23 protein-coding genes are annotated in these 24,002 nt (G+C 70.4%); 10 read left to right on the forward strand and 13 right to left on the reverse strand.

Going from position 1 to position 24,002, the window contains the following annotated elements; translation table 11 throughout:
• Positions 1 to 58: 58 nt before the first annotated feature.
• The gene (locus ACYQ77_RS21145) at positions 59 to 868 is read right to left on the reverse strand and encodes an SAM hydrolase/SAM-dependent halogenase family protein (protein ID WP_459713804.1); all 810 of its coding nucleotides are present in this window, start codon (positions 866 to 868) and stop codon (positions 59 to 61) included.
• Between the two features lie 118 nt (positions 869 to 986).
• Between ACYQ77_RS21145 and ACYQ77_RS21150 the strand changes: the two genes are divergently transcribed.
• Positions 987 to 1,697 (forward strand): DUF2334 domain-containing protein, encoded by a 711-nt coding sequence (locus ACYQ77_RS21150; RefSeq protein ID WP_459713806.1) that lies wholly within the window; start codon positions 987 to 989, stop codon positions 1,695 to 1,697.
• A gap of 314 nt (positions 1,698 to 2,011) precedes the next feature.
• Here the strand turns inward: ACYQ77_RS21150 and ACYQ77_RS21155 are convergent, their stop codons facing one another.
• Together ACYQ77_RS21155 and ACYQ77_RS21160 are read right to left on the reverse strand one after the other, a co-directional pair.
• A complete protein-coding gene (locus ACYQ77_RS21155) occupies positions 2,012 to 2,422 on the reverse strand; it encodes a hypothetical protein (protein WP_459713808.1) in 411 nt (136 codons plus the stop codon).
• Positions 2,423 to 2,820: 398 nt separating this feature from the next.
• On the reverse strand, positions 2,821 to 3,462 hold the full coding sequence (locus tag ACYQ77_RS21160; protein WP_459713810.1) for an MBL fold metallo-hydrolase: 642 nt from the start codon (positions 3,460 to 3,462) through the stop codon (positions 2,821 to 2,823).
• 84 nt (positions 3,463 to 3,546) lie between these two features.
• Here ACYQ77_RS21160 and ACYQ77_RS21165 point away from each other — a divergent pair, with 84 nt between their 5' ends.
• Positions 3,547 to 5,034 carry an aldehyde dehydrogenase family protein gene (locus ACYQ77_RS21165; RefSeq protein WP_459713812.1) on the forward strand — a complete coding sequence of 496 codons (1,488 nt, stop codon included), beginning with the start codon at positions 3,547 to 3,549 and terminating at the stop codon, positions 5,032 to 5,034.
• 795 nt (positions 5,035 to 5,829) lie between these two features.
• Here the strand turns inward: ACYQ77_RS21165 and ACYQ77_RS21170 are convergent.
• From ACYQ77_RS21170 to ACYQ77_RS21185, 4 genes are read right to left on the reverse strand one after another with little or no spacing between them, the layout of a single operon-like run.
• Positions 5,830 to 7,380 (reverse strand): GMC family oxidoreductase, encoded by a 1,551-nt coding sequence (locus tag ACYQ77_RS21170; protein ID WP_459713814.1) that lies wholly within the window; start codon positions 7,378 to 7,380, stop codon positions 5,830 to 5,832.
• Between the two features lie 21 nt (positions 7,381 to 7,401).
• Positions 7,402 to 8,406, reverse strand: coding sequence for an NAD-dependent epimerase/dehydratase family protein (locus tag ACYQ77_RS21175; protein ID WP_459713816.1), 1,005 nt, complete (start codon positions 8,404 to 8,406; stop codon positions 7,402 to 7,404).
• Positions 8,407 to 8,466: 60 nt separating this feature from the next.
• Complete coding sequence (locus tag ACYQ77_RS21180; RefSeq protein ID WP_459713818.1) at positions 8,467 to 8,838, reverse strand: hypothetical protein; 372 nt, start codon at positions 8,836 to 8,838, stop codon at positions 8,467 to 8,469.
• On the reverse strand, positions 8,760 to 9,386 hold the full coding sequence (locus ACYQ77_RS21185; RefSeq protein ID WP_459713820.1) for a hypothetical protein: 627 nt from the start codon (positions 9,384 to 9,386) through the stop codon (positions 8,760 to 8,762). The genes ACYQ77_RS21180 and ACYQ77_RS21185 overlap by 79 nt, the downstream gene beginning before the upstream one ends.
• Positions 9,387 to 9,515: 129 nt before the next feature.
• Between ACYQ77_RS21185 and ACYQ77_RS21190 the strand changes: the two genes are divergently transcribed.
• The 4 genes from ACYQ77_RS21190 to purL are packed head-to-tail and all read left to right on the forward strand — an operon-like array spanning position 9,516 to position 13,572.
• Entirely contained in the window at positions 9,516 to 10,370 is an 855-nt protein-coding gene (locus ACYQ77_RS21190; RefSeq protein ID WP_459713822.1) for a helix-turn-helix transcriptional regulator, read from the forward strand.
• A 42-nt stretch (positions 10,371 to 10,412) separates the two neighbouring features.
• Positions 10,413 to 10,649: a phosphoribosylformylglycinamidine synthase subunit PurS gene (gene purS / locus ACYQ77_RS21195; protein ID WP_459713824.1), complete on the forward strand. Its 237-nt coding sequence runs from the start codon at positions 10,413 to 10,415 to the stop codon at positions 10,647 to 10,649.
• The gene (gene purQ, locus ACYQ77_RS21200; protein WP_459713826.1) at positions 10,646 to 11,317 is read left to right on the forward strand and encodes a phosphoribosylformylglycinamidine synthase subunit PurQ; all 672 of its coding nucleotides are present in this window, start codon (positions 10,646 to 10,648) and stop codon (positions 11,315 to 11,317) included. The genes purS and purQ overlap by 4 nt, the downstream gene beginning before the upstream one ends.
• Complete coding sequence (purL, locus tag ACYQ77_RS21205; RefSeq protein WP_459713828.1) at positions 11,314 to 13,572, forward strand: phosphoribosylformylglycinamidine synthase subunit PurL; 2,259 nt, start codon at positions 11,314 to 11,316, stop codon at positions 13,570 to 13,572. The genes purQ and purL overlap by 4 nt, the downstream gene beginning before the upstream one ends.
• Here purL and ACYQ77_RS21210 read toward each other — a convergent pair.
• Positions 13,569 to 13,943 (reverse strand): SH3 domain-containing protein, encoded by a 375-nt coding sequence (locus ACYQ77_RS21210; protein WP_459713831.1) that lies wholly within the window; start codon positions 13,941 to 13,943, stop codon positions 13,569 to 13,571. The genes purL and ACYQ77_RS21210 overlap by 4 nt on opposite strands.
• A 261-nt stretch (positions 13,944 to 14,204) precedes the next feature.
• Entirely contained in the window at positions 14,205 to 15,353 is a 1,149-nt protein-coding gene (locus ACYQ77_RS21215; protein ID WP_459713833.1) for a hypothetical protein, read from the reverse strand.
• A gap of 208 nt (positions 15,354 to 15,561) precedes the next feature.
• On the opposite strand from ACYQ77_RS21215, the gene ACYQ77_RS21220 reads away from it, so the two are divergent.
• Positions 15,562 to 15,783 carry a hypothetical protein gene (locus tag ACYQ77_RS21220; RefSeq protein WP_459713836.1) on the forward strand — a complete coding sequence of 74 codons (222 nt, stop codon included), beginning with the start codon at positions 15,562 to 15,564 and terminating at the stop codon, positions 15,781 to 15,783.
• Positions 15,784 to 15,847: 64 nt separating this feature from the next.
• Here the strand turns inward: ACYQ77_RS21220 and ACYQ77_RS21225 are convergent, their stop codons facing one another.
• The 3 genes from ACYQ77_RS21225 to ACYQ77_RS21235 all read right to left on the reverse strand — a co-directional run bounded on the left by ACYQ77_RS21225 (position 15,848) and on the right by ACYQ77_RS21235 (position 18,975).
• Entirely contained in the window at positions 15,848 to 16,888 is a 1,041-nt protein-coding gene (locus ACYQ77_RS21225) for a pentapeptide repeat-containing protein (RefSeq protein WP_459713838.1), read from the reverse strand.
• Positions 16,889 to 16,914: 26 nt separating this feature from the next.
• Positions 16,915 to 17,955: a hypothetical protein gene (locus tag ACYQ77_RS21230; protein ID WP_459713840.1), complete on the reverse strand. Its 1,041-nt coding sequence runs from the start codon at positions 17,953 to 17,955 to the stop codon at positions 16,915 to 16,917.
• A 159-nt stretch (positions 17,956 to 18,114) separates the two neighbouring features.
• Positions 18,115 to 18,975 (reverse strand): lysozyme, encoded by an 861-nt coding sequence (locus ACYQ77_RS21235; protein ID WP_459713841.1) that lies wholly within the window; start codon positions 18,973 to 18,975, stop codon positions 18,115 to 18,117.
• Between the two features lie 308 nt (positions 18,976 to 19,283).
• On the opposite strand from ACYQ77_RS21235, the gene ACYQ77_RS21240 reads away from it, so the two are divergent.
• The gene (locus tag ACYQ77_RS21240; protein WP_459713843.1) at positions 19,284 to 21,359 is read left to right on the forward strand and encodes a putative bifunctional diguanylate cyclase/phosphodiesterase; all 2,076 of its coding nucleotides are present in this window, start codon (positions 19,284 to 19,286) and stop codon (positions 21,357 to 21,359) included.
• Between the two features lie 967 nt (positions 21,360 to 22,326).
• Here ACYQ77_RS21240 and ACYQ77_RS21245 read toward each other — a convergent pair.
• A complete protein-coding gene (locus ACYQ77_RS21245; RefSeq protein WP_459713845.1) occupies positions 22,327 to 22,875 on the reverse strand; it encodes a type VII secretion system-associated protein in 549 nt (182 codons plus the stop codon).
• A 30-nt stretch (positions 22,876 to 22,905) separates the two neighbouring features.
• On the opposite strand from ACYQ77_RS21245, the gene ACYQ77_RS21250 reads away from it, so the two are divergent.
• Positions 22,906 to 23,472, forward strand: coding sequence for a DUF3558 family protein (locus ACYQ77_RS21250; RefSeq protein WP_459713847.1), 567 nt, complete (start codon positions 22,906 to 22,908; stop codon positions 23,470 to 23,472).
• A 139-nt stretch (positions 23,473 to 23,611) separates the two neighbouring features.
• Complete coding sequence (locus tag ACYQ77_RS21255) at positions 23,612 to 23,998, forward strand: hypothetical protein (protein ID WP_459713849.1); 387 nt, start codon at positions 23,612 to 23,614, stop codon at positions 23,996 to 23,998.
• Positions 23,999 to 24,002 lie beyond the last annotated feature (4 nt).

The following is a 24,002-nucleotide window of genomic DNA, read 5'->3' on the forward strand; positions in this document are numbered from 1 at the left end:
ACCGGCCGCCCACCGACATCGCGGTCGGCGGGCCCCACGCCGGATCCCGGACGGCCGGTCACCTCGCGAACAGCAGCAGCACCGGATCGCCGGGCCGCCCACCGAAGTCGTTGGCCGCGGACCCGCCGTTCACGGCCAGCGCGACCCGTCCACCCGAGTCGACGTACACGATCAACCCGTCGTTGATCGCGTCGGCGAACGTCCGGCCGACGGTGGCCTTCACCGACCGCCCGTTGAGGTGGGCGTGCGCCGTGGTGCCGGGTCCGGCGCCGCTCGCGTCGAGGTCGGCGCCGGTGGCGGCGAGCTGGATGTTGCCGAAGGTGTCGATGTACCGGATCTCGGTCGTCAGCTTCCCGGGCTCGACGAACGTTTCCGGCTCCGGGAACCGCACGAGGTCGGCCGCGTCCACGGCGGGCCCGAAGGCCTCGGCCGGCACTCCGGCGGCCAGGTGCGCGGCGGCGGGCGCGAACACGTCCCGCCCGTGGAAGGTCGCCGACACGGTCGACAGCTGGTACGCCGGGTTGCGCAGCTCGTAGGCGGCCCGCACCCCACCGAGCAGTTCGGCGGCGGGCACGAGCAACCCGTTGTCGGGCCCGACGAGCACACCCTCGGCGGCGACGATCACCACACCGCGCCGGTCGGTCCCGACCCCGGGGTCGACGACGGCGAAGTGCACGGCGGGCGGCAGGTAGGGCACGGCCTGGGCGAGGATCGTGGCCCCACGCCGAACGTCCTGCGGCGGCACGGTGTGGCTGATGTGGATGACCCGCGGCCGGGGCGCGAGCCGAGCGACGACCCCTTCGCAGACCCCGACGAACCCGTCATCGATGCCGTAGTCGGTCGTGAACGAGATCCAGTCGTAGCTCATGACCAACAATGGCACGCACTCGTGCACGGCATGAATTCCGGGTGAAACCGATGCCCAGTTCGGTGACATGTCACCTCGCCGTCAGGCCGACGTCATCGGCTCATGGCGTCATGGGGACGTGACCGCTCAACTGATGGTGTCGCTGTCCGGGATCAACGCATGGACCCTGGACCGCAGTGCCGCCCTGAGCGACGAGCTGGCGTCCCGGGGCGTGCCCCTTTCGCTGTTGTTCGCCCCGAGAATCGCGGGCGCGGACCAGCCGAAGGCGGTGCTCGACTGGGTGCGCGGGCAACAAGCCGCGGGCAACGCACTGCTCCAACACGGCTACGACCACCCGGCGGACCCGAGGACCCGCACCATCCGACGCAGAGCCGAGTTCGCGTCCCTGCCGGCCCACGAGGCGAAGCTACGCCTCACAGCCGCGTCGACGACCATGGAACGCCTGGACATGACGACGGACGCCTTCGTCCCCCCGCGCTGGGTGGCGTCCCCGGGCACCCTGCTGGCCCTGCGCCACAAGGGCTTCACACTGTGCGCGGACGTGATGGGCATCCGCGACCTGCGCACCGACAACGTCCACAGAGGACGAGTACAGGGCTTCGCCTTCGGCGAACGCACAGAACCGTGGTGGTGCTTCGCCCTGGTCATGAGCACGGCGAGAGCGGCACGCAAGAACCAACTGATCCGCCTCGCAGTGGACACGGCAGACCTGTCCCGCTCAGGCCCCCGCCAGGCCCTGCTGGACGCGATCGACATAGCGCTACACCACGAGGCGACCCCGCTCACCTACCCGGCACTCCTGACCCACACCCGAGCCCAGGCCGTCTGACCGCGCAACGCCACCCACCAAGCCCACCGCCGGGCCTGGCCTGGCCGACACTGCGCAACAAGCTCCATCACCGGGCTGAGGCCGCGCTGTCCAGACCCCGCTACACAGGAGGCGCTGCCCAAACCCGGTACCCGGGCGAAGACCCCACTGCCCAGATCCCGCTGGGCGAGCCCGGCTGCCCAGGTCGCGCCGCCAGATGGCAACGGTGGGTCGCGCCAGTAGAACCCCGCTGCACAGATCCCGCTGCTCAGGTCGTGCCGGATGGGCTCCCGCCGCGTGGTCCCGCTACTCAAGCCCTCACTGCGCAGAACCAGTCACCCGCGTCGCCGCCCAAGCCCTCGCCGCCCAACCGCCGCGCTCTCACCCGAACTCGCCATGCCGGGCTGAATGGCGCTGGGTCTGATGCCGTCGCCCAGGCTCTCGCGATACGACGCATCCGTCGGGCTCTCCCGGGAGCTGACCATGTCGGGCTGAATGGCGCTGGGTCTGATGCCGTCGCCCAGGCTCTCGCGATGCGACCCATCCGTCGGGCTCTCCCGGGAGCTGACCATGTCGGGCTGAATGGCGCTGGGTCTGATGCCGTCGCCCAGGCTCTCGCGATACGACGCATCCGTCGGGCTCTCCCGGGAGCTGACCATGCCGGGCTGAACGCCGCTGGATCTGATGCCGTCGCCCAGGCTCTCGCGATACGACGCATCCGTCGCGCTCTCCCGCGAGCTGACCATGCCGGGCTGAACCCCGCCGGGTCCGATGCCGTCGCCCAGGCTCTCGCGATACGACGCATCCGTCGCGCTCTCCCGCGAGCTGACCGCGCCGGGCTCAACCCCGCCGGGTCCGATGCCACCTACCAGCCCGCCCCAACCGGCCGCGTCTCGCCAAGCCGATCGCCCGCAGCGCGAGCGGCGGCGTGGCCTCCGGCCCCCTCGAACCACGCTACGGCATGCCACCGACAATCCCGCCCCGCCGGAACCGGCCTGTGGATAACTCCCCACCCTGTGGACAACTGCCCTCACGGCGCAGGCCACTGTCGGTCCCCGCGGGTACGCTGGAAATCGGGGGCCGGAGGCCGCCCCCGCCGAACAACTGTTCGATCCACAGGGTTGTCCACACCTGTGGACAACCCTCAAAGATCGACCGGCTCGCCCTTCGGTAGCGGCCGGAACTCCGGGTCCGGCGCGAGCCGCGAGATCCAGTTCTGCTGCCCCCGCATGCCGATCTCCGACAGCAGCGCCTCGTGGATCGGCACGGCCACCCGCGGTCCCACCGCGCGCAGGAAGTCGATCATCTCGCCGGTCTTCAGCCACGGTGCCGACATCGGCAGCCCGAGCACGTCGATCCGCTGCTCGGGCACGAACAGCGCGTCGCCCGGGTGGTAGAACGCGCCGTCGTCGACGACGTAACCCGCGTTGGCCGGCATCGGCAGGTCCTCGTGGATGGTCGCGTGCCTGCCGCCGACCACGGTGACCGAGGTGCCGCCGAACTCGAACGTGTCGCCGGGCCGTGCCACCGACGTCGGGGTGAGGCCGAGCTTCTCCAGCTCCGGCGCCGAGTCCTCGTCGGACACCAGCGCGGCACCCGGGTTGGCCTTCACGAGCGCGGGCAGCCGCTCGCCGTCGAGGTGGTCCGGGTGCTGGTGGGTGATCAGGATGGCGTCCAGGCCGGTCGTCGGCTCGAAGCCGTCCGAGTACGTGCCCGGGTCGAAGAGCAGCCGGGCGGCATCCGTCTTGAGCAGCACGCACGAGTGCCCGAAGTGAACGATCTGCACTTAGCCAGGCTAACCAACTGAACGTCGCGGCGAACGCTACCGACGGGTAGCCTGAGCGGCGGAACGCGATCTGGGAGGCTCGTCATGACCGCCGTGCAAGCGAAGCAGGACACCTTCGACTCGCTGAACCCCGCGACCGACGAGGTGGTCGGCACCTACCCGGTGCACACGGCGGACGACGTCGCCGCCGCGGTCGCCCGGGCCCGCGGTGCCGCGGCCTGGTGGGCGGAGCTCGGGTTCACCGGGCGCGCCGAGCGCCTCCAGCGCTGGAAGGGCGTCATCACCCGCCGCGCCGCGCAGCTCGCCGAGGTCGTGCACGCCGAGACCGGCAAGCCGCACGCCGACGCCATGCTCGAGATCGTCCTCGCGATCGACCACACCGCGTGGGCCGCGAAGAACGCACCCAAGGTGCTGGGCCGCAAGCGCAGGTCCGCCGGGCTGCTGATGTCCAACCACGCGGCGTCGGTCGAGTTCCAGCCGCTCGGGGTCGTCGGCGTCATCGGGCCGTGGAACTACCCGGTGTTCACGCCGATGGGCTCCATCGCGTACGCGCTCGCCGCGGGCAACGCCGTCGTGTTCAAGCCGAGCGAGTACACGCCCGGCGTCGGCAAGTGGCTCGCGGACTCGTTCGCCGAGGTCGTGCCGGAGCACCCGGTGTTCCAGCTGATCACGGGCTTCGGCGAGACGGGCGCCGCGTTGTGCCGGTCCGGTGTGGACAAGCTCGCGTTCACCGGTTCGCCCGGCACCGGCAAGAAGATCATGGCCGCGTGCGCGGAGACGCTGACGCCGGTGCTGATCGAGGCGGGCGGCAAGGACGCGCTGCTGGTCGACGCGGACGCGGACGTCGACGCGGCCGCCGACGCCGCGGTGTGGGGCGGCATGTCGAACGCGGGCCAGACGTGCGTCGGCGTCGAGCGGGTCTACGTGCACGAACGCGTCTACGACGACTTCGTCGCGAAGGTCGTGAAGATCGCCAAGGACGTGCGTGCCGGCGACGACCCGGAGGCGAAGATCGGCCCGATCACGATGCCGGGCCAGCTGAAGATCATCCAGCGGCACATCCAGGACGCGCTCGCCCGCGGCGGCCGCGCGCTGGTCGGCGGCAAGGACGCGGTCGGCGACAAGTTCGTGCAGCCGACGGTGCTGGTCGACGTGCCGGAGGACTCCGAGGCGGTGCGCGAGGAGACGTTCGGCCCGACGCTGACGATCGCGAAGGTCGCCGACATGGACGAGGCGATCGCGAAGGCCAACGACACGAAGTACGGCCTGGCGTCGACGGTGTTCTCGAAGCGGCGCGGCATGGAGCTGGCGGCGCGGCTGCGTGCGGGCATGACGTCGGTGAACAGCGTGATCAGCTTCGCGGGCATCCCGTCGCTGCCGTTCGGCGGCATCGGCGAGTCCGGGTTCGGCCGCATCCACGGACCGGAGGGCCTGAAGGAGTTCGCCCGCCCGAAGGCGATCGCGCGGCAGCGGTTCAAGGCCCCGCTGGTGCTGACGACATTCAGCCGAACCGCGAAAACCGACGCGACGGTGGCGAAACTGATCACGCTGCTGCACGGCAAGCGTCGCTGAGGGCGGCCGCCGGCCCCCGATCACCAGCGTAGCCGGGAGGACCGACAGTCCCGGCCACGACGATGGCGGTTGTCCACAGGCCGGTCGGTTGTCCACAGCCGCGCCGCCGTCGCCGTGAACTGTCGGTCCCATGCCGTAGCGTGGTTCGAGGGGGCCGGAGGCCACGCCGGGACGGGCCCCGGCCCGTCGTGGCTTAGCTTCGCGGGCGGTACGAACACGTCAACGCGCTGGCCATGCGCGATGACACCGCACCCGCCGCCGACCGCGCGGCCAACGCAACCAGCCACTCGGACCTCGCGCCGACCGCGGCGTACCTGGTCGCCGGGTTTACCAGCAGGCCATCGACACCGGTCACCTCGACGCGACGCCGAAGGCCCTGTTCGGCCTGGTCAGCGACGACCCGGAAAGAGCGGCTGACCTGTACCGGCGCGCGATGGACACCGGCCACGCCGCGCCGTATGCGCGCCGCCAACTGCGGGCGCTGCAACGTCGCGGGTGATTCGCCACCTGATCCTCGACGGCGCGGTCGAAGCGCTGTGGTTCGAGAACGCGGACGACGGCGACCGGCACGCGACCTCATCCGGCGGGTCGTGCTGGAGAACAAGCTCACCGACCCGGGCTGCGAAGGGGACGGCACCCACGGCGGTTACCTGATCAGAGAGCCGGGTTCGGCGTCGCCGCACCCAATGCGGCGGCCTCCGGCCCCCGGTTTCCAGCCTACGGCACCCCACCGACACCCCCGGGAAAGTTGTCCACAGGTGTGGACAACCCTGGGGATGAATCGAACACGCGTTCTCAGCTTGCCGCTTTGACCAGGTCAGCCACCTTCTCCGCGATCATGATGGTCGGCGCGTTGGTGTTGCCCCTCGGCACGCTGGGCATCACCGACGCGTCCACGACGCGCAGCCCGTCCACCCCCTGCACCTTCAGCTCGGCATCGACCACGGCACCCATCGCGCACGTGCCGACCGGGTGGTAGAGCGTCTGCGTGACCGCCCTGATGTGTTCCACCAGGTCGTCGTCGGTCGGGTTCTCGATGGCCGGGAGGAACGGGGCCTCCAGGTACTTCGCCAGCGGACCGGTCTCGCCGATCTCCCGCAGCGTGCGCACCGCGGCGAGGATGGCATCGAGGTCCGTCGGGTCGTCGTAGTACGCCGGGTCGATCAGCGGGCGCCACCTCGGGTCGGCCGACTTCAGGCGCAGCCGCCCCCGCGACGTCACGTCCACCAGCGTCGCGCCCGCCGTGAAGCCCGGCACGGTCGGTTCACGCATCCCGTTGTCGTAGAACAGGGTCGGCGCGACGTGGACCTGCATGTCCGGTGCGGGCAACCCGTCACGCGTGTGGAAGAACGCGCCCGCCTCGCCGACGTTCGACGCGAGCGGGCCACGGCCCGTTGCCTGCCAGCGGAGCAGTCTGCCCGGGGTCACGAGGTTCACCAGGTCCGTCGTCCCCCTGGTGCGCCACAGCAATCCCGCCGCCGGGTGGTCCTGCAGGTTGTCGCCCACGGGCAGGTTGGCGACGACCTCGATGCCGAGCTCGCCGAGGTGGGACGCCGGGCCCACGCCGGACAGCATGAGCACCTGCGGCGAGTTCACCGCGCCGCCGCACAGGAGGATCTCGCTCGTCGCGCCCACCTCGAACTCCTCGCCGTGGCGCGAGTACGCGACCGCGGTCGCGCGGCCGCCGGTGATCACGATCCGGTTCACCAGGGCGTGGGTGCGCACGGTCAGGTTCGACCGCTTCATGGCGGGCCGCAGGTAGGCGTCGGCCGTGGACCAGCGGCGACCGTTGCGGCACGTGACCTGGTACAGGCCCGCACCCTCCTGCGTCTCGCCGTTGAAGTCGTCCGTCGGCTTCATGCCCCACGTGACCGCCGACTCGACCCACGCGTGCGACAGCTCGTGGGTGTACCTGCGGTCCTCGACGTGCAGCGGCCCGTCCGTGCCGTGGTATGGCCCGGCCAGCCGCGTGTTGTGCTCGGCCTTCTTGAAGTACGGCAGCACCTCGTCGTACTTCCAGCCCGCCGGCCACGCGTCGTAGTCCGCCCGGTTGCCGCGGATGTAGATCATCGCGTTCATCGACGAGCAGCCGCCCAGCATCTTGGCCCTCGGCCAGTACGCCGGGCGGTCGCCGAGACCTTTCTGGTCGACCGTCTCGTAGTTCCAGTCGTACCTGGTCTTGAACAGCGTCGAGAACGCGACGGGCATCCGCACCTCGTCGACGTCGTCGTCACCGCCCGCCTCGAGGAGCAGCACCCTGGCCGCCTCGTCCTCGCTCAGCCGGTTCGCGAGCACGCACCCCGCGCTGCCGGCACCGATCACCACGTAGTCGAAGGACTCGGCCATCCCCCGACCCTGCCACTTCGGCTACAGCTTCGCGAGTAGTTCTTCTTCCTCCGCGGGCGACAGCCCCGCCTTCCGCTCGCGGTCGAGGCCCAGCTCCCGCTCCCGCGCCAGCGCGTCGAGCACCGCGTCCGCGAACGGCGCGAACCGCAGACCCGCCGCGACGGACGGGGCCGGGTCGTGGGTCTTCAGGCCCTCGTACTCCGGCGGCAGCCACAGCGGCAGCGACCTCGGGCCCGCCCACGGGTTCACCCCTTCCGAGGTCAGCCACTCGGGTGACGCCTTCACGAGTTCGCCGTCGAACCCGACGACGGCCGCGATCTCCTCGAGCATCTCGAGCAGCGGGCGGTGCGGACCGACCGCGTCGTACGTGCCGGTCGTGCCGTGCTCGGCGGCGTCGACGATCCACCGCGCGAAGTCCTTCACGTCGATGATCTGGATCGGCGACGCCGAGTCCGGCACCAGCACGCGGCCGCCGCGCGCGAACCGGCCCGGCCAGTACCCGAACCGGTCGCTGCGGTCCCACGATCCGGTGACCAGCCCGGGCCGGACCACAAACGCACGGTCACCCATCGCCGACCGCACCGCGTTCTCGCTCGCGACCTTGATGCCGCCGTACAGCAGCACGCCGTCCTCACCGCGGGCCGCCATCTCCTCGCGGGTCGCGTGCTCCTCCAGCGCCGGGACCAGCGCGCCGGTCGCCGGGGTCTGGCCCGGGGTGGCGTTGTCCGCGTACACGTTGATCGTCGACACGAACGTCCAGTGGCCCGCGTCGCCGAACGCGTCGAGCGCACGCCGCACCCACGGGTACGACAGCGGTGCCACGTCCACGACCGCGTCGAACCGCTCGCCGGCGAGCGGCGCGAGGCCGTCCTCGGCGTCCCGGTCGACCTTCACCAGGGTCGTCCCGTCCGGGACCGCGCCGGACTCGCCCCGCGCCGCGCACACCACGTCGTGCCCCCGCCGCGACCCCTCGACCGCGACGGCGTGCCCGACGAAGATCGTTCCTCCCAGCACCAGAATCCGCATGCCGCCCACCCTGTCCCGGCGACGGGCACACCGCCAGCGATCTCGCGCTGGGCGAACTGCCTACAGCCGCCGCAGGACGAAACCGTCGGCCGAACCGCCGGCCAGGAACGCGTCGAGCCTGCCGTCCACCACGTAGGTGCCGTACGGCGTGACCGCCGCGGTCGTCGGCGCCGGGTCCGGCCACGCGGTCGTCCGCAGCGGCACCGCGAACCGCCCGGCCAGCGCCAGCTCGTGCACCGCCGGTGCGGAACCGGGCAGTCCGGCGAGCTGGTTGGTGACCACGACGAGCGTGCCGTCCGGCCGCAGCGCGATGCCGTCCGCGCCGACGAGCGGCCGCGGCAGCCACAGCTCGGTCAGCCGTCCTCGGTCGACGCGGTACAGGCGACCGGTCGTGTAGTTGCCGACGACGAGGTAGCCCCCGGGGTGCCACACGATCCCGTTGGCGCCGATCGACGGCCCCAGCCGTGGGTCGCTGACCAGCGTCGACACGTGCCCGGCGAGATCGACCCGTAGACGGCGCCGGAGCCCGCGTCGGTCACGTACGCGTTGCCGGCCGGGTCGAGCGCCACGTCGTTGGCCGCGTTCGTGCCGCCCGCCAGGTCGACGAGCCGCTCCCGCGCCCCCGTGACCAGGTCGTACACGGCGAGCCCGCTGACGCCCGGCACCTGCGGGTTGCCGTACACGGCCACGATCCGCCGCCGGGCCGCGTCGACCTTCATGCCGACGAACCCCGGCAGCCCGGGGTCGGACACGACGGTCCGGTTGACCCCGTCCCGCCCGACGGCGGTGACCAGCGCGGGCCGCGTCAGCGACCCCACCAGCAGCGACTGCCGCGACGGGTCCCACGCCACCCCCTCCGGGAACTGGTTCCCGGCCGAGGGCGACAGCACCGGCGGCAGTCCCCGTGTCGTGGCGTCCGCGGCGGGCGCGGCCCCGACCAGCCCCGCCACCAGCGCGGCGGTGATGAGAAGCGATCGCATCGATCTCCCTTTCCGAATCAGGAACGGTTCCGATGCTTCGCCCGCCGCGGCGGCTTACCCAGTCGTCGGTGCGACCGTGGGTCTGACAGACCCAGGCTCGCGAGCCGCCGAGCGGCCATACTCGACGACGTGGATCGCAAGGCTGAGCTGGGCGAGTTCCTCCGGTCGCGGCGCGGGCGCAGGCAGCCGGAGGACCTGGGGCTGACACCCGTCGGCGGCCGCCGGCGCGTGCCGGGACTGCGGCGCGAGGAGCTGGCGCAGGCCGCCGCGCTGTCGGTCGACTACTACGTGCGCCTCGAGCAGGGCCGGTTGCGCAACCCGTCCGCCGAGGTCGTGGACGCCGTCGCGACCGCGCTCGCGCTGGACCCGACCGAGCGCCGCTACCTGCACAACCTCGCCCGGCCGGGGCGGGCGGCCGAGCCGAGGAGCACCCAGGTGCCCGCGACCTTCCAGACGGTGCTCGACAACGTGACCGTCCCGGCCGCGATCTACAGCCGCCACGGTGACGTGCTCGCGTGGAACGCCCTCTCCGCGGCGTTGCTGATCGACTTCGGTGCGTTGCCGCCGGAGGAGCGGAACATGCCGCGGCTCGTGTTCCTGCACGAGGAGGTCGCGTCGCGGTTCGTGCAGTGGGAGTGCAAGGCCCGTGACCTGGTCTCCCAGCTGCGGATGGAGGCGGGCCGGACCCCGGACGATGAGAGACTCGCCACGATCGTCGGCGAGCTGAGCATGCGCAGTCCCGAGTTCGCGCGGCTCTGGGCGAGCCACCACGTGCGGGAGAAGACCCGCGGCGGGCACCTGTACCGGCACCCGGTCGTCGGCGAGTTCTACTTGCGGTACGAGGCTTTCCGGGCCGCCGATGCCCCGGACGTGTCACTCGTCTGCCAGGTCGCCGATCCGGGCACACCCGACGAAGAGGCACTTCGCCTGCTCGCGTCGTGGACGGCGGACTCGACCGATCGGGTGAACGCGCAGCTCAGGTAGTCTCGCGGCGTACCGACTCCACCTAACCGGGAGCTGCCTGTCGTGGCCCGAGTCGTCGTCGACGTCATGCCCAAGCCCGAGATCCTCGACCCGCAGGGTCAGGCCGTGGCCAACGCCCTTCCCCGCCTCGGCTTCACCGGAATCTCCGATGTCCGCCAGGGCAAGCACTTCGAGCTGGAAGTCGACGACACCGTCGACGACGAGACGCTCGCCAAGATCGCCGAGGGGTTCCTGTCGAACCCGGTGATCGAGGACTTCGTGGTCCGGAGGCTGTCGTGAGCCGGGTAGGGGTCATCACCTTCCCCGGCACACTGGACGACACCGACGCGGCCCGTGCCGTCCGGTACGCGGGCGGCGAGCCTGTCGCGCTCTGGCACGGGGACGCGGACCTGCGCGGCGTGGACGCCGTGATCGTCCCCGGCGGGTTCTCCTACGGCGACTACCTGCGGGCCGGCGCCATCGCCCGGTTCGCGCCGGTCATGGGCGAGGTCGTCACCGCGGCCCGCGGCGGCATGCCGGTGCTCGGCATCTGCAACGGCTTCCAGATCCTGTGCGAGGCGGGGCTGCTGCCGGGTGCGCTGCTGCGCAACGCGGGCCTGCACTTCGTGTGCCGCGACCAGAAGCTGCGCGTCGAGCGGTCGTCCACGGCGTGGACGAACGGCTATGCCGAGGGCGCCGAGATCGTCATCCCGGTGAAGAACATGGACGGCCGCTACGCCGCCGCCAAGTCCACTGTGGATGAGCTGGAGGGCGAGGGCCGGGTGGTGTTCCGGTACGTGGACGTCAACCCGAACGGGTCGCTGTCCGACATCGCGGGCATCTCGTCGGCGGACGGCCGGATCGTGGGCCTCATGCCGCACCCGGAGCACGCGATCGACGCGCTGACCGGCCCCGGCGACGACGGCCTCGCGATGTTCCGCTCGGTCCTGGGGACGGTGCTGGCATGACGACGACCGTTCCCGTCGACACCACGTCGCACGCCGCGTCCACTCCGGACACCCCGCAGCCGTACCGCGAGCTGGGCCTCAAGGACGACGAGTACGCCCGCATCCGCGAGATCCTCGGCCGCCGCCCGACCGACGCCGAGCTGGCCATGTACTCGGTGATGTGGTCCGAGCACTGCTCGTACAAGTCGTCGAAGGTGCACCTCAAGTACTTCGGCGAGACCACGACCGACGAGATGCGCGAGAAGATGCTCGCGGGCATCGGCGAGAACGCCGGTGTGGTCGACATCGGCGACGGATGGGCCATCACGTTCAAGGTCGAGTCGCACAACCACCCGTCCTATGTGGAGCCCTACCAGGGCGCGGCGACCGGCGTCGGCGGCATCGTGCGTGACATCCTCGCGATGGGCGCCCGGCCGCTCGCGGTCATGGACCCGCTGCGGTTCGGCGCCGCGGACGCGCCCGACACCCGGCGCGTGCTGCCCGGCGTGGTCGCGGGCGTCGGCGGCTACGGCAACTGCCTCGGCCTGCCCAACATCGGCGGCGAGGTCGTGTTCGACCCGTCGTACCAGGGGAACCCGCTGGTCAACGCGCTGTGCGTGGGTGCGATGCGGGTCGAGGACCTGCACCTCGCGCACGCCTCCGGCACCGGCAACAAGGTGATCCTGTTCGGTGCGCGGACCGGTCTCGACGGCATCGGCGGCGTGTCCGTGCTGGCGTCGGACACGTTCGCGGGTGACGAGGGCGGCAGCGGGCGCAAGAAGCTGCCGAGCGTGCAGGTGGGCGACCCGTTCACCGAGAAGGTGCTGATCGAGTGCTGCCTGGAGCTGTTCCGGGAGGGCATCGTCGTCGGCATCCAGGACCTCGGCGGCGCCGGCCTGTCGTGCGCGACGTCGGAGCTGGCGTCGGCAGGCGACGGCGGCATGCACGTGTACCTCGAGCGGGTTCCGTTGCGTGCCACGGGGATGACGCCCGCGGAGATCCTGTCGTCGGAGTCGCAGGAACGCATGTGCGCGGTGGTCCGTCCGTCCGATGTGGACGCGTTCATGCGCGTGTGCCGCAAGTGGGACGTCATCGCGACGGAGATCGGCGAGGTCACCGAGGGCGACCGGCTGGTCATCACGTGGCACGGCGAGACCGTGGTCGACGTGCCGCCGCGCACGGTCGCGCACGAGGGCCCGGTGTACGAGCGCCCGGTCGAACGGCCGTCGGTGCAGGACGATGTCATCGCGAACGACCCGGCCGGCCTGACCCGTCCGTCCACTTCGGACGAGCTGCGGGCGGAGATCGTGCGCATGGCCGGTTCGCCGAACCTGTCGTCACGCCGGTGGGTCACCGAGCAGTACGACCGGTACGTCCGCGGTGGGACCGTGCTGGCGCAGCCGTCGGACTCGGGCATGATCCGCATCGACGAGTCCACGGGCCGCGGCGTCGCGATTTCCTGTGACTGCAACGGCCGCTACACCTACCTCGACCCGTACGCGGGCGCGCAGCTGGCGCTGGCGGAGGCGTACCGGAACGTCGCGGTGTCGGGCGCCCGGCCGGTGGCGGTCACGAACTGCCTCAACTTCGGTTCGCCGGAGGACCCGGGGGTGATGTGGCAGTTCCAGCAGGCCGTGCGCGGCCTGGCGGACGGCTGTGTCGCGCTGGGCATCCCGGTGACCGGCGGCAACGTGAGCTTCTACAACCAGACCGGCACGACGGCGATCCTGCCGACGCCGGTGGTGGGCGTCCTCGGCGTGATCGACGACGTGGCGGCACGCATCCCGACCGGCCTGGGTGCGGTGGGCGACACCCTGGTCCTGCTGGGCGAGACCCACGACGAACTGGCCGGCTCGGAATGGGCACACGTCGTGCACGGCCACCTGGGTGGGCGACCCCCGGCCGTGAACCTCGAGCGTGAAGCCGTGATCGCCACGGTCCTGCGCGACGGCGGCGTCACGGCGGCACACGACCTGTCCGAGGGCGGCCTCGCGCAGGCGCTGGTGGAGTCGTGCCTGGTGACGGGCCGCGGCTGCGACGTGGAGCTGACCGGCGACCCGTTCGTGGCGCTGTTCAGCGAGTCGTCGGCGCGAGTGCTGGTGTCGGTGCCGGACCCGGACGCGTTCACGGCCCGCTGCGACGCGGCCGGGCTGCCGTGGACCAGGCTGGGCACGGTGTCGGCGGAGTCGTCGCTGCGCATCGAGGGCGTCGGCGACCTGCCGCTGGCGGAGTTGTCGGAGGTCTGGGAAGGCACGCTGCCGAAGCTGTTCGGCTAGTCGAAGTCAGCGGCGGTGCACAGGTCCACCTCGGGGAGCCGGTTGGTGGGGCAGGTCAGGAACCAGCTGGCCACCCACCCCCGGTTCCCACTCGGCGCGTCGACGAAGACCCACCAGGAGTTCCGCCCGACGAGCTGCCCCTTGCTCTGGCACACGGGGTAGAGGTGGTCCCCGGGCTCAAGCCCGGCGATGACGTTCGGGCAGTTCCCCGTGCCGGGGGTGTCGTTGCAGGCCGCGGGTCCGGTGCGCAGCCGGACCCCGGACTCCCGCACCGTGTACGACCCGGGCACGTAGACCGACCCGTCGGTGGGCTCGCAGCCGGACACCAGCGTGAGCAGCACCAGGACGCCCGCAACAGCCCCACCACGCATCGACCGACCTCCCGCAACACTGCGACCCTCGATCAGGTGATCGCAGAGTCACCCACATGCGTGACGGACTGTCAAGATCGCGGCGGCGTGTTGTCCGGAAAGCGCGACAGCAACAGGGACCGCCTCCAATGTTGCGGGGCGGTCCCTGTTGCTACAAAGAACGTAGACAATCCGGCAAGTTGAGCTAGTTCCCGGAGTCCGTACCGCCACCACTCATTGGTTTCCTTCCAACGGCATGCTCGCCAGGAAAGCGAGCATGGCTTACCACGCGATGGACAGGCCGTAGTCTGCTCCTGGCTGGCATGCCTGGGCAAAGGTGTGCTCGGCGTGTCCGTGAGGCGATACTCTAAGACATCGATCGTCGCGCTCCGCAGCCGACCTGCTGTATCGCTCGCGCTCGCTTTGATCTGCGTACCACCACACCGCGGCGGGAGGTTCTTCTTCGTCGAAGATGATGCGAATGGTCAGGCCACGTATCGGCATGCTGTCGTGCAACCGGGCGCCTGGCGCGATGCCGTGGTGGTCGATTTCCACGTTGATCGCACGGCGTTCTGTGTGGACATCCCGGGCAACGGCTTCCGAGGCGAAGAAGTGGCTTTCGCCCCGCCGGAGTGGATGGGGAAACCACAGCCGGGTAAGGATCGGTTCCCCGGGTGGGGTCGGGAGGAGTTCTGCTTTGCATCCCCACAAGGCGCGCACCGGGACGGAAACCGACGCGTCCTCCATCTCCGGCAGAGCCCGCGCCGTGTAGAACCGCACATCGTCCTCCCATGCCGTGATCAACCGTTCGGTGATCCGGCGTTGGACGAATCGGCCCTTCATGAAAACCGTCGTGACGAAGAGTTCGGCGAACACCGGCTGGGCTCCGGGTGACGGGCGGCGGAACCGCGGCCCGTTGACGAAGTACTCGTGCCAGTCCTGGGGGTGGTCGTGCAGGTAGTCGAGGCGTTCGTGAACGCGTTCTCCCAGCTCGCGAATTCCCTCGCTCCACCACCGCCGGAGCGCGTCGTAGCCGTGGTGTTTGCCTGAACGCTGGCGACCGAAGTCGCCGCGGTCGCGGGCATGAGCGAGGCGTGCGTCGATGGACGGCGCGTTGTTTTCCGGGTCCAGGTGCAGGGCGGCACGAAGTGCGGCGCGTTCGTCCGGCAGCTCGATCAACGCCAGTTCGCTCTGGATGAGGCGCCACAACGCGTTCGCTCGTTCGTCGGTGCGAGTTCCCGGCGGCATGGACGAGGGCACGCCGTTGACCAGATCGCGGAGGTCGGCCGACATTCGTGTCGTGCCCGCTGGCTTGTGGAGGTCTTGTAGGGCATGCTGCAACGTGGTTTGCACGCGGTCACGCGGGCCTTTCGCGAGCCAGCGCAGACCCGGTTCGCGCGGTGACGGTTCTCCCTCAGTCTTACGAGTCACGTCATCACCAACCGTTCACCATTCACCCACCGGTTTACCACCAGGTCGAGCACAGCGTCCATTGACAGTTAGTGGACAGCTGAGCGCTGGATGGGATGTGCACCGCTGGAGTTCCTCGGCGGAAACGCGGACCGTTAGCGGTGGACACGTGCATCCGCGTGGCCGCGCCGGGGAATCGGCTGTCGCTTCCGGTTGTGAGAGGTGCGGCATGCGAAACAACAAGACTCTTCGACGGGGGACCCGGCTCGTGCTCGCGATCAGTGGGTTCGGCGGGGCCGGGATGGTGTTGCTCGGACCGGCGAGCCTGGTCCTCGGAGCGCTGTTGTTGCTCGCGCTGGTGGTGTTCGCCGGTGCGGTCGTGTTCAGCCGGCGCGAGGAGCCGATTCAGCGGGTGCTCAAGCTGATCAAGGCCTTGTGGCGGAAGCGTTAGCGGCCCCGCAGCGCCATAGCGTGGCAGTGCCGGCTCCGCCCGAAGCCGGCGCAGGTGAGCTGGCTCAGGCGCGGACCAGGCGGCCCGCCGGGTCCTGCGCCCAGCCGGACGGCGGGGTCAGCGGGCCGGTGAACTCCGTGCGCGCGAAGTCCGCCTGCTCCTCGAACGCCGTGTTCTCGAACGACGTCTCACCCGCGAACCGGGCGCCCGCGAACGCGGCCCGCCCGTGGAAGCGCGTGTTCTCGTAGCTCACGGACGCGTGCGTGCGGATCTCCTTGAACCACGCGATGTCGTGGAACTCCATGTGGTGCAACCAGAAGTTGCCCCAGCTCTCGGTCGCCGTGAACCACGCCGGCCCGCGGATCTCGCAGTGGTGCAGCGAGTTCGACTGGTACAGCTTCATCGCTCGCGCGCTGAGCTTGCCGATGACCCGGTAGGACAGGTCGCAGTACTCGAGCGTCGCGCCGGTCAGGTCCAGGTCGTACGCCGGCGCGTCCGGCGTGCCCACCTTCGGGAGCAGGTCGGCGAGCAACCGCTGCGCGGTGAGGCGCACTACGCGCCAGCGGTCCGCCTCCGCACGGTCCACACCGGACGGGGTGCCGCCCCGCCGCTCGACGTACTCGGGGTGCTCGAACGGGCGGCGCAGGTACGAACAGATGACGTCCAGCACGTCCTGTGTGTACGACGGCCGCGCGCGGGCCACACCCGCCAGTGCGTGCAGTGCGCCGACCCGCACCTGGTCCGTGTCGTGGCCGAGCATCTCCACAGCACGCAGGAAGCGGTCGTCGGCCGCGCGTTCGCGTTCGTGCGCCGCGCGGGCGTTCTCCAGCTCCTGGCGGTCGTGCTCGAGGAGCTGGCGTTCCTCGTCGACGCGGCGCCTGCGGTCGTTGAGCCACAACGCGTACAGCGCCACGACCGCGCCCGCCGCGAGGCCGCCCGTCTTCAGCGCGTCCGCCCTGGACGCCTCGGGCAGCAGCCAGCCGGTGACCGCCGCCAGGGCGCCGAACGCCACCAGCATGGTCGCGACCAGCCGGGACGACACCGCGAACACGACGATGCCGCCGGTGATCGCCACGGCTCCGATGATGAGGAGTGCGACGGCCACCGGCGGCATCCGTTCGGTTCAGTCGGTCAGGAGGCGAAGAAGGTGTAGATGCACCACTCGCCGTCCTCGAGGAACGCGCTGGTGCGGCCCGACGCCGAGGCGCCGTTCAGCGTGCCCTTCAGGTCGGCGCCGACGTAGGAGGAGTCGGCGGTCGTGCCCGCCGGGTCCATCTCCAGCTGCGCCTTCTGCCCCGCGGCCTCGGTGATGTCCGACTGGCTGGTGCTGTCGGAGCACGACATGGCCGCCGCGCCCGCACCGTCACCGCTGTTCAGCTTGTCCAGGAAGGTCTGCACGAACTGCTCGCCGTCGGAGTCGCCGGTCGCGCCACCGCCGCCTGCGCTCGGGTCAGGCGACTCGGGCACGGACTCCTCCGCGCTGGGGTCCTCCGAGGAGCCGCTGCCGCCACCGGACGACTCGCCGACCTCGATGTCGTGCCAGCACCAGTCGCTGCCGTCCTTCTTGATGGTGATGGTGTCGTCCTCGGACTTGCCGTCGTAGGAGATCGTGACGGTGAACTGGATCTCGTCGTCGGACTCGTCCGTGATGTCGCCCATCTCGGCGCCGTCGATGTTGTCGATCGCCTCGATCGCGGAGTCCACGGTCTCCGTCGCGCCGGAGCACTTCAGCTTCTCCAGCTCGTCCGCGTCCTGCTTGTCCGCGGCCGCGACCAGCTTGTCGATGAAGTCCTTCGAGCCGTCGTCCTTCTTCTCGGACGTCTTCCCGCCGCCGCCGCTCCCGCCGCCCGCGTCGTTCTTGCTGTCGTCGGACAGGAAGAAGCCGGGCGCGACGAAGCCGGTGATGCCGAGGCCGCCGAGCAGCAGCACCACGATCGCCACGACCGCGATGATCGGCCCGGTCTTGCTCTTCGGCGGCTGCGGCGGCCCCCCGAGACCGCCGTACTGGCCGCCGTACTGACCGCCGTAGCCGCCGCCGTACTGGGCGTTCGGGTCGTACGCGCCGAAGCCCCCGGTCTGCGGCTGCTGCTGGTACCCGCCGCCGTACTGCGGCTGCTGCTGTCCGTAAGGATCCGGCTGCTGGCCGTACGGTCCCTGCGGTGGGTATGTCATGGGTCCCTCCCCGATCACGTTCTACGCGGGTCCGACGTGGTCACGGGGGTCCTCGTTCCCTCAACACACGCGACGCTCACGCGGAGCTTAAATGCACGAAGGGGACCTTCGCTCCAGGTGGTGGAGGAAGGTCCCCTTCGGGCAGGGAACGGGCAGGGATCAGTCGTGGTTGGTCGCGAACACCTGCAGGCGGCTGTAGTCACCGTTGAAGGAGTTCTGGTCGATCGGCGAGGAGCTGTACTGCCACACCGTGTAGTAGCTCCAGCCGACCGGCAGGGTGCCGACGGTCGACGCGTACCGCGCGACCCACAGCGGGTTGGTGGTGCCGAAGCTCGACCCGACGCACTGGTTCCACCAGCTGGTGGACGTGTAGATCGCCGGGTACTTGTTCCACCGCGCCTTGTAGGTGTTGCTGAAGTCGCGGATCCACGCGGTCATCTGCGACTGGGTCAGCCCGTAGCAGGTCGCCCCGTACGGGTTGTACTCCATGTCGAGCGCGCCCGGCAGCGTCTTGCCGTCACCGGACCAGCCGCCGCCGTTGCTCGAGAAGTAGTTCGCCTGCGTCGCGCCGGACGACCGGTCCGGCAGCGCGAAGTGGTACGCGCCGCGGATGAAGCCCTGGTTGTAGGAGCCGTTGTACTGCTGGGCGAAGTACGGGTTGCGGTAGCCCGTGCCTTCCGTCGCCTTGACCCAGACGAACCGCTTGCCCTGGCCCCACCAGTACGGCCAGTCCACATTGCCCTGGTGGCCGCTGACGTCGATGCCGGCCACGGAGGCCTGGGCGCCGATGTCGGCCGGGCTGACGACACCCTGCGGGGCGCCCTCGTGCTTGCGGATCTGGGAGCCCATCGGGTGGTCGTACTTCTTGACGTACGCGTCGGTCGCCGATCGGTCGCCTGCAGGGGTGGCGGCCGGTTCGGCCTGTGCGGGACTCGCCAGTCCCGCGAGTAACACCGTGGTTGTCACCGTGACGACGGCGCTCAGGATGCCCCGTCGTTTCCCACGCCACACAATGTTCATGGGATGCCCTTTCTGAATCGCCCTCGCGAATGGCAACCCGTGGGCCGGAGCTGCCAAGATACAGATTGTGGTCGCTTGGTACCGTTTTGTCACGTCGTCCGGTGAATTAATAACGGCCAGTTCGGTAACGTTTGGTGTATGGGTGGACACGCACCATCACGGCCCGCGGCGGCGATCGTTGCGGGTTCAACCGCTGTGACCAGTACGAACAGTCCGAATACGGACATGGACGGAGCGTGTCGGCGGTCGTATCCTGGCCCGGTCCACGCAGGCGGGTGCGTGGGCGAACTTCGCCGGAAGGTGTGACGGTGGCAGGCCCGACAGGCACGGGGCGGGACGCGTTCGCCGCCGAGTGGGCCGACGTGCTGGCCGCGACGGGTTACGTCGCGACCGGGCGCGCCGAACTCCGCGCGCGGCTCGACGAGCTGGCCGCAGCGCTCGCCGAGGCCGTGACCCGGGACCCGTTCGACCCGGCGCCCGTGGAGCGGGTCGGCGAGACGCTCGTGGCGCTGCGGTTCCTCGCCGCCGAGTCGCTCGCGGGCACGGTGAAGCTGATCGGCACCCGGCTGCCGTGCCAGGACGCCGAGCGGCTGGCCGCGGTCCAGGCGGCCGTGACCGCGGGTTTCGTCCGCGCCGCCCAGGCACGGATCTACCACGAGCAGGAGGCGCTGCGCCGCTCGGCGCTGGAGGCGAGGGACGGCGCGGAGGTCGCGCGGCGGTCGAGCGAGGCCCGGTTCCGCGCGATGTTCTCCTCCGCCGCCATCGGCATCGGGATCACCGACACCCGGGGCAGGCTGCTCGAGGTCAACAGCGCCATGGCCGCCATGCTCGGCTACCGGCCGGAGCACCTGCACGACCTGAACCTCGTCGACTTCCTGCACCCGGACGACCCGCCGGAGCTGCGCAGGTACTTCAACGAGATGGTCGCGGGCGAACGCGACCACTACCGGATCGAACGCCGCTTCCGCAAACGCGACGGCTCTCCCCTGTGGACGAACGTGACCGTGTCGCTGGTGCGGGACGAGGACGGCGTGCCGCAGTACCTCGTCGGGATGGTCGAGGACAACACCGAGCGGCACGTGCTGTCGGAGCAGCTGCGGTACCAGGCCAACCACGACCACCTCACCGGCCTCGGCAACCGGGCGCTGTTCACCGAGCGGCTGCACGCGGCGTTCGGCGGCTCACCAGGGCAGCGGGTGGGGCTGTGCTACCTGGACCTGGACGGGTTCAAGGCGATCAACGACACGCTCGGGCACGTGGTCGGCGACCAGTTGCTCGTCGAGGTCGGCGAGCGGCTCGACCGGCTGGTGTCCGCGCCGGGCAGGCTGGTGGCCCGGATGGGCGGCGACGAGTTCGTGGTGCTGGTCGAGCACACCACGGGCATGGCCGAGCTGGTGGAGCTGGCCGAGCGGATCCTCGCGGAGATCGCGCGGCCGGTGCTGGTCAGCGGCCACCGGCTGACGGTGTCAGCGAGCATCGGCCTGGTCGAGCGCTCGGTGTACGACGCGTCCCCCGCGGAGACCATGCGCGACGCGGACGTCACCCTGCACTGGGCGAAGGTCGACGGCAAGAACCGGTGGGCGTCCTACGACCCGGAGCGCAACGCACGGGAGATCGCCAGGATCACCCTGTCCAACGCCATGCCCGCGGCGCTGGAACGCGAGGAGTTCTACGTCGACTACCAGCCGATCGTGTCGCTGGCGGACGGCACGCTGCTCGGCGTCGAGGCGCTGGTGCGGTGGGCGCACCCGGAGTTCGGCAGGCTCGGCCCGGACCGCTTCATCGGCCTGGCGGAGGAGACGGGCTTGATCGTGCCCCTGGGTCTGTGGGTGCTGGAGACGGCGTGCAGGCAGACGATGGCGTGGGCGCGCACGGGCCGCACCCCGATCGTGAGCGTGAACCTGGCGGCACGGCAGGTGGCCGAGCCCGACCTGGTCCCGGCGATCTCGGCGATCATCGACCGGGTGGGCATCCCACCGTCGTCGCTCCAGCTGGAACTCACGGAGAGCGCGATCATGGGCACGACGGGCGAGCCGCTCTCAGCACTGCGGCGGCTCGTGGACATGGGCGTGCGGATCGCCATCGACGACTTCGGGACGGGGTACTCGAACCTCGCGTACCTGCGGCACCTGCCGGTGCACGCGCTGAAGATCGCGGGGTCCTTTGTGGAGGGCCTGCGGGCGGGGTCGGTGGAGTCGGTGGACGCCCGCATCGTGACGGCCCTGGTGTCGCTCGCGCACACGCTGAAGCTGGACGTGATCGCGGAGGGCGTCGAGACCGGGGAGCAGGCGGAGCTGCTGCGGCACATCGGCGCGGACTCCGCACAGGGCTGGCTGTACGCGAAACCGGGGCCCCCGGAGGACGTGGAGCCATGGCTGATGTGAGGCGCGGGGCGGCCTCCGGCCCCCGGTAACCACGCTACCGGAGGGCACCGACAGAAACCGCCGGTGAGCGGTCTCGTGTGGACAACCCATCGCGCTGTGGACAACCGGCCCACGGACGCCCGGGATTGTCGGGGGTGTGCCGTAGCGTGGTGACCGGGGGCCGGAGGCCACCCGGGGTGACGTTCCGGCAAGGAACACCCACGCAATCGAGGCGCGCCAACCGAATCGACGCCGCGCACCCCCGGCCCGCGAAGCGGGCCAGAACCATGCCGCGAACGCGCGTTGACAGCACGCGCGATGTCGCGAAAGGCACGTTCAACGCCGCGAAAGCGCCTTTCGTGGCACGACCGCCACGCGGGGAAGCCGGGCGCGATGCGCCCGGTCCGCGAAGCGGGCTTCGCCCGCCCAAGCCGAGCGCAGCTCACCACACAAGGACTGCCTGCCTGCCATCCCGTCGACCTGGCGAAGCCCGATCACGCCGTGTCAAGGGGGCCCGAAGCACGAACCAACCACATGCCCAAAGCCGCCGGGCCCCCTTGACGCGGTGTGATAGCCCGTGGGAGGTCGACGGGATGGCAGGCAGCCACGGACACCAGTCCTTGCCATCCCAGCCCCGTGCAAGACCTGCTGCCATCCCGGAGACCAGCCCGTCCGGCGAGGACCCCCCGGAGGGAAACCCACCAACAGGAAAACCACCAAGCCGGACCGAACACAAAAAGAACCACACCGAGCGAAACGCCGCTGACCAGCGAAAACCGAAAGAAAACCGCAGCCCCAGTACGTACGGACAGCCCCCACCGCTCCCGGGGGCACCCCGCTGTCCAGTCTACCGGTGTCCACCGACAGGGGGACGGATGTCGATCTTGGCTGTGGACAACCGCGGCACCTGTGGACAACCGGCCCGTGAGCGGCCGGGAATGTCGCCGGCGCGTGGGAGAATGGTGACCGGGGGCCGGAGGCCGACCCCTCACCGCAACACAGCAGCCGGCAGCAGCGCGGTGATCGGCCCGACAGGGTTGATCACCAGCGGATGGTCACCCAACTGCCCGGCCAGCTCCCGCCCCACCACTTCACGCCACCCCGGCCACGCCCGAGGCACGTGCGCGACCGACGTGCACGCAGGCACCATCACCCGCCCCGACCGATCGGGAAACGCGGTCACCTCACGGTCGGCGGGCCCCGACGCGTAGACCAGCAGCCGTGCGCGCAGCACGGCGCCGGGCAGTTCCGCCTCCTCCCGGTGTCCGGACGTGATCCACTGCAGCAACCGCTCCAGGTCGTTGGCCGGGTCGGGCATCCCCAGGGCGACGGGTGACGGCCGGTACTCCGTGTTGCGCCGGAACGTCGGGTCGATCTCGCCGTCACCGTCCACGTGGTACGCGCCCACGACGCCCCACGGCGGGATGTCGGCGTCGGCGTCGAAGGCCGGGTCGATGACGTACAACCAGGTGTTCGGGTTGGCCATCGCGCTCGTGCGCATCCGCGGCGTGATCTCGGGCGGCGGGGTGTCCGGCATGGGCACATCGTAGGTCGGTACGTTGCGGTCATGCGCAGGTTGCTGCTCGTGACGGGACTCCTGCTCGCCGGCTGCACGACCGGCGAGGCGGGCACGCCCACCGCGGGCGACGAGCCACCGACGACCACCACCTCGACCACTACCACCACCGAGGCACCTGACCGGCCCAGGGACATCGACATGGCCGGGGTCGACGTGTGCGAGCTGGTCTCCTCGCTGCCGCTCGGCACGTTCGGGCTCGACCAGGACCGCCCGCCGACCGGTGGGGACTCCACCTTCTTCCCCGGCTCGAAGGACTGCTTCGCCAACGGCATCGACGCGAACCTCGGCCTCACGCTCACCGCCGTCGTCGACCAGGGGGCCGCCGAGTACGCCGAAGGCACCGACAACAGCGAAACCGACGTCGACGGCTTCCCGCTCTACGTGGTGAAGCCGCCCAACCCGGACAGCTGCTTCGGTCTGCTGGACGTCGCCGACGGGCAGATGCTCTACATCAACTACGGCCTCAGCGCGCCCGGCAGTGAACCGGTCACCCCGCAGGACACGTTGTGTACCCGTGTGCCCCAGATCGCGAAGGCCGTGCTGGCCAAGCTCTGAATCGAGCGAGTGTCCACCGGACAGTTGAAGTTCCCGTGAAAATTTCTTCTCCGTGATCGGTTGCTTGTGGGAACCGCCCCACGGCGTCATGCATCAGAGCTACAGTCGTCGCAATCTCACAGACTGAGGGAGACGAACCGTGTTCGTGGCAGATGGTGGCGGTGGTGGTGGCCGCGCGGTGTCGACCCCGGCGTACGCGGGCACCCAGACCCTGCACATCGAGCCCTCCGCGATCCCGGAGGCGCTGAAGGCGTTCACCGACGCGTACGACCGTGTCTCGCGCAAGGTGCGGGAGCTCGCCGGGCTCCCGATCCACGAGTGGGCGCGCGACCCCGTGAGTGTCGAGACCGTGAAGCCCTTCGCCGAGCGCAGCAACGCGGGCGGCGCCGACTCCGCGATCGCGTGCCTGGTCGGCTACCAGAAGCAGCTGAAGGCGGCGATCGACGCGCTGAAGAGCGCCCACGACGAGTACCTGCGCGTCGAGGGCACGAACACGGCCCGCTGGGGCAAGTACGACCAGGCCTGATCCT

The organism is Actinophytocola sp. KF-1 (genome assembly GCF_054661535.1).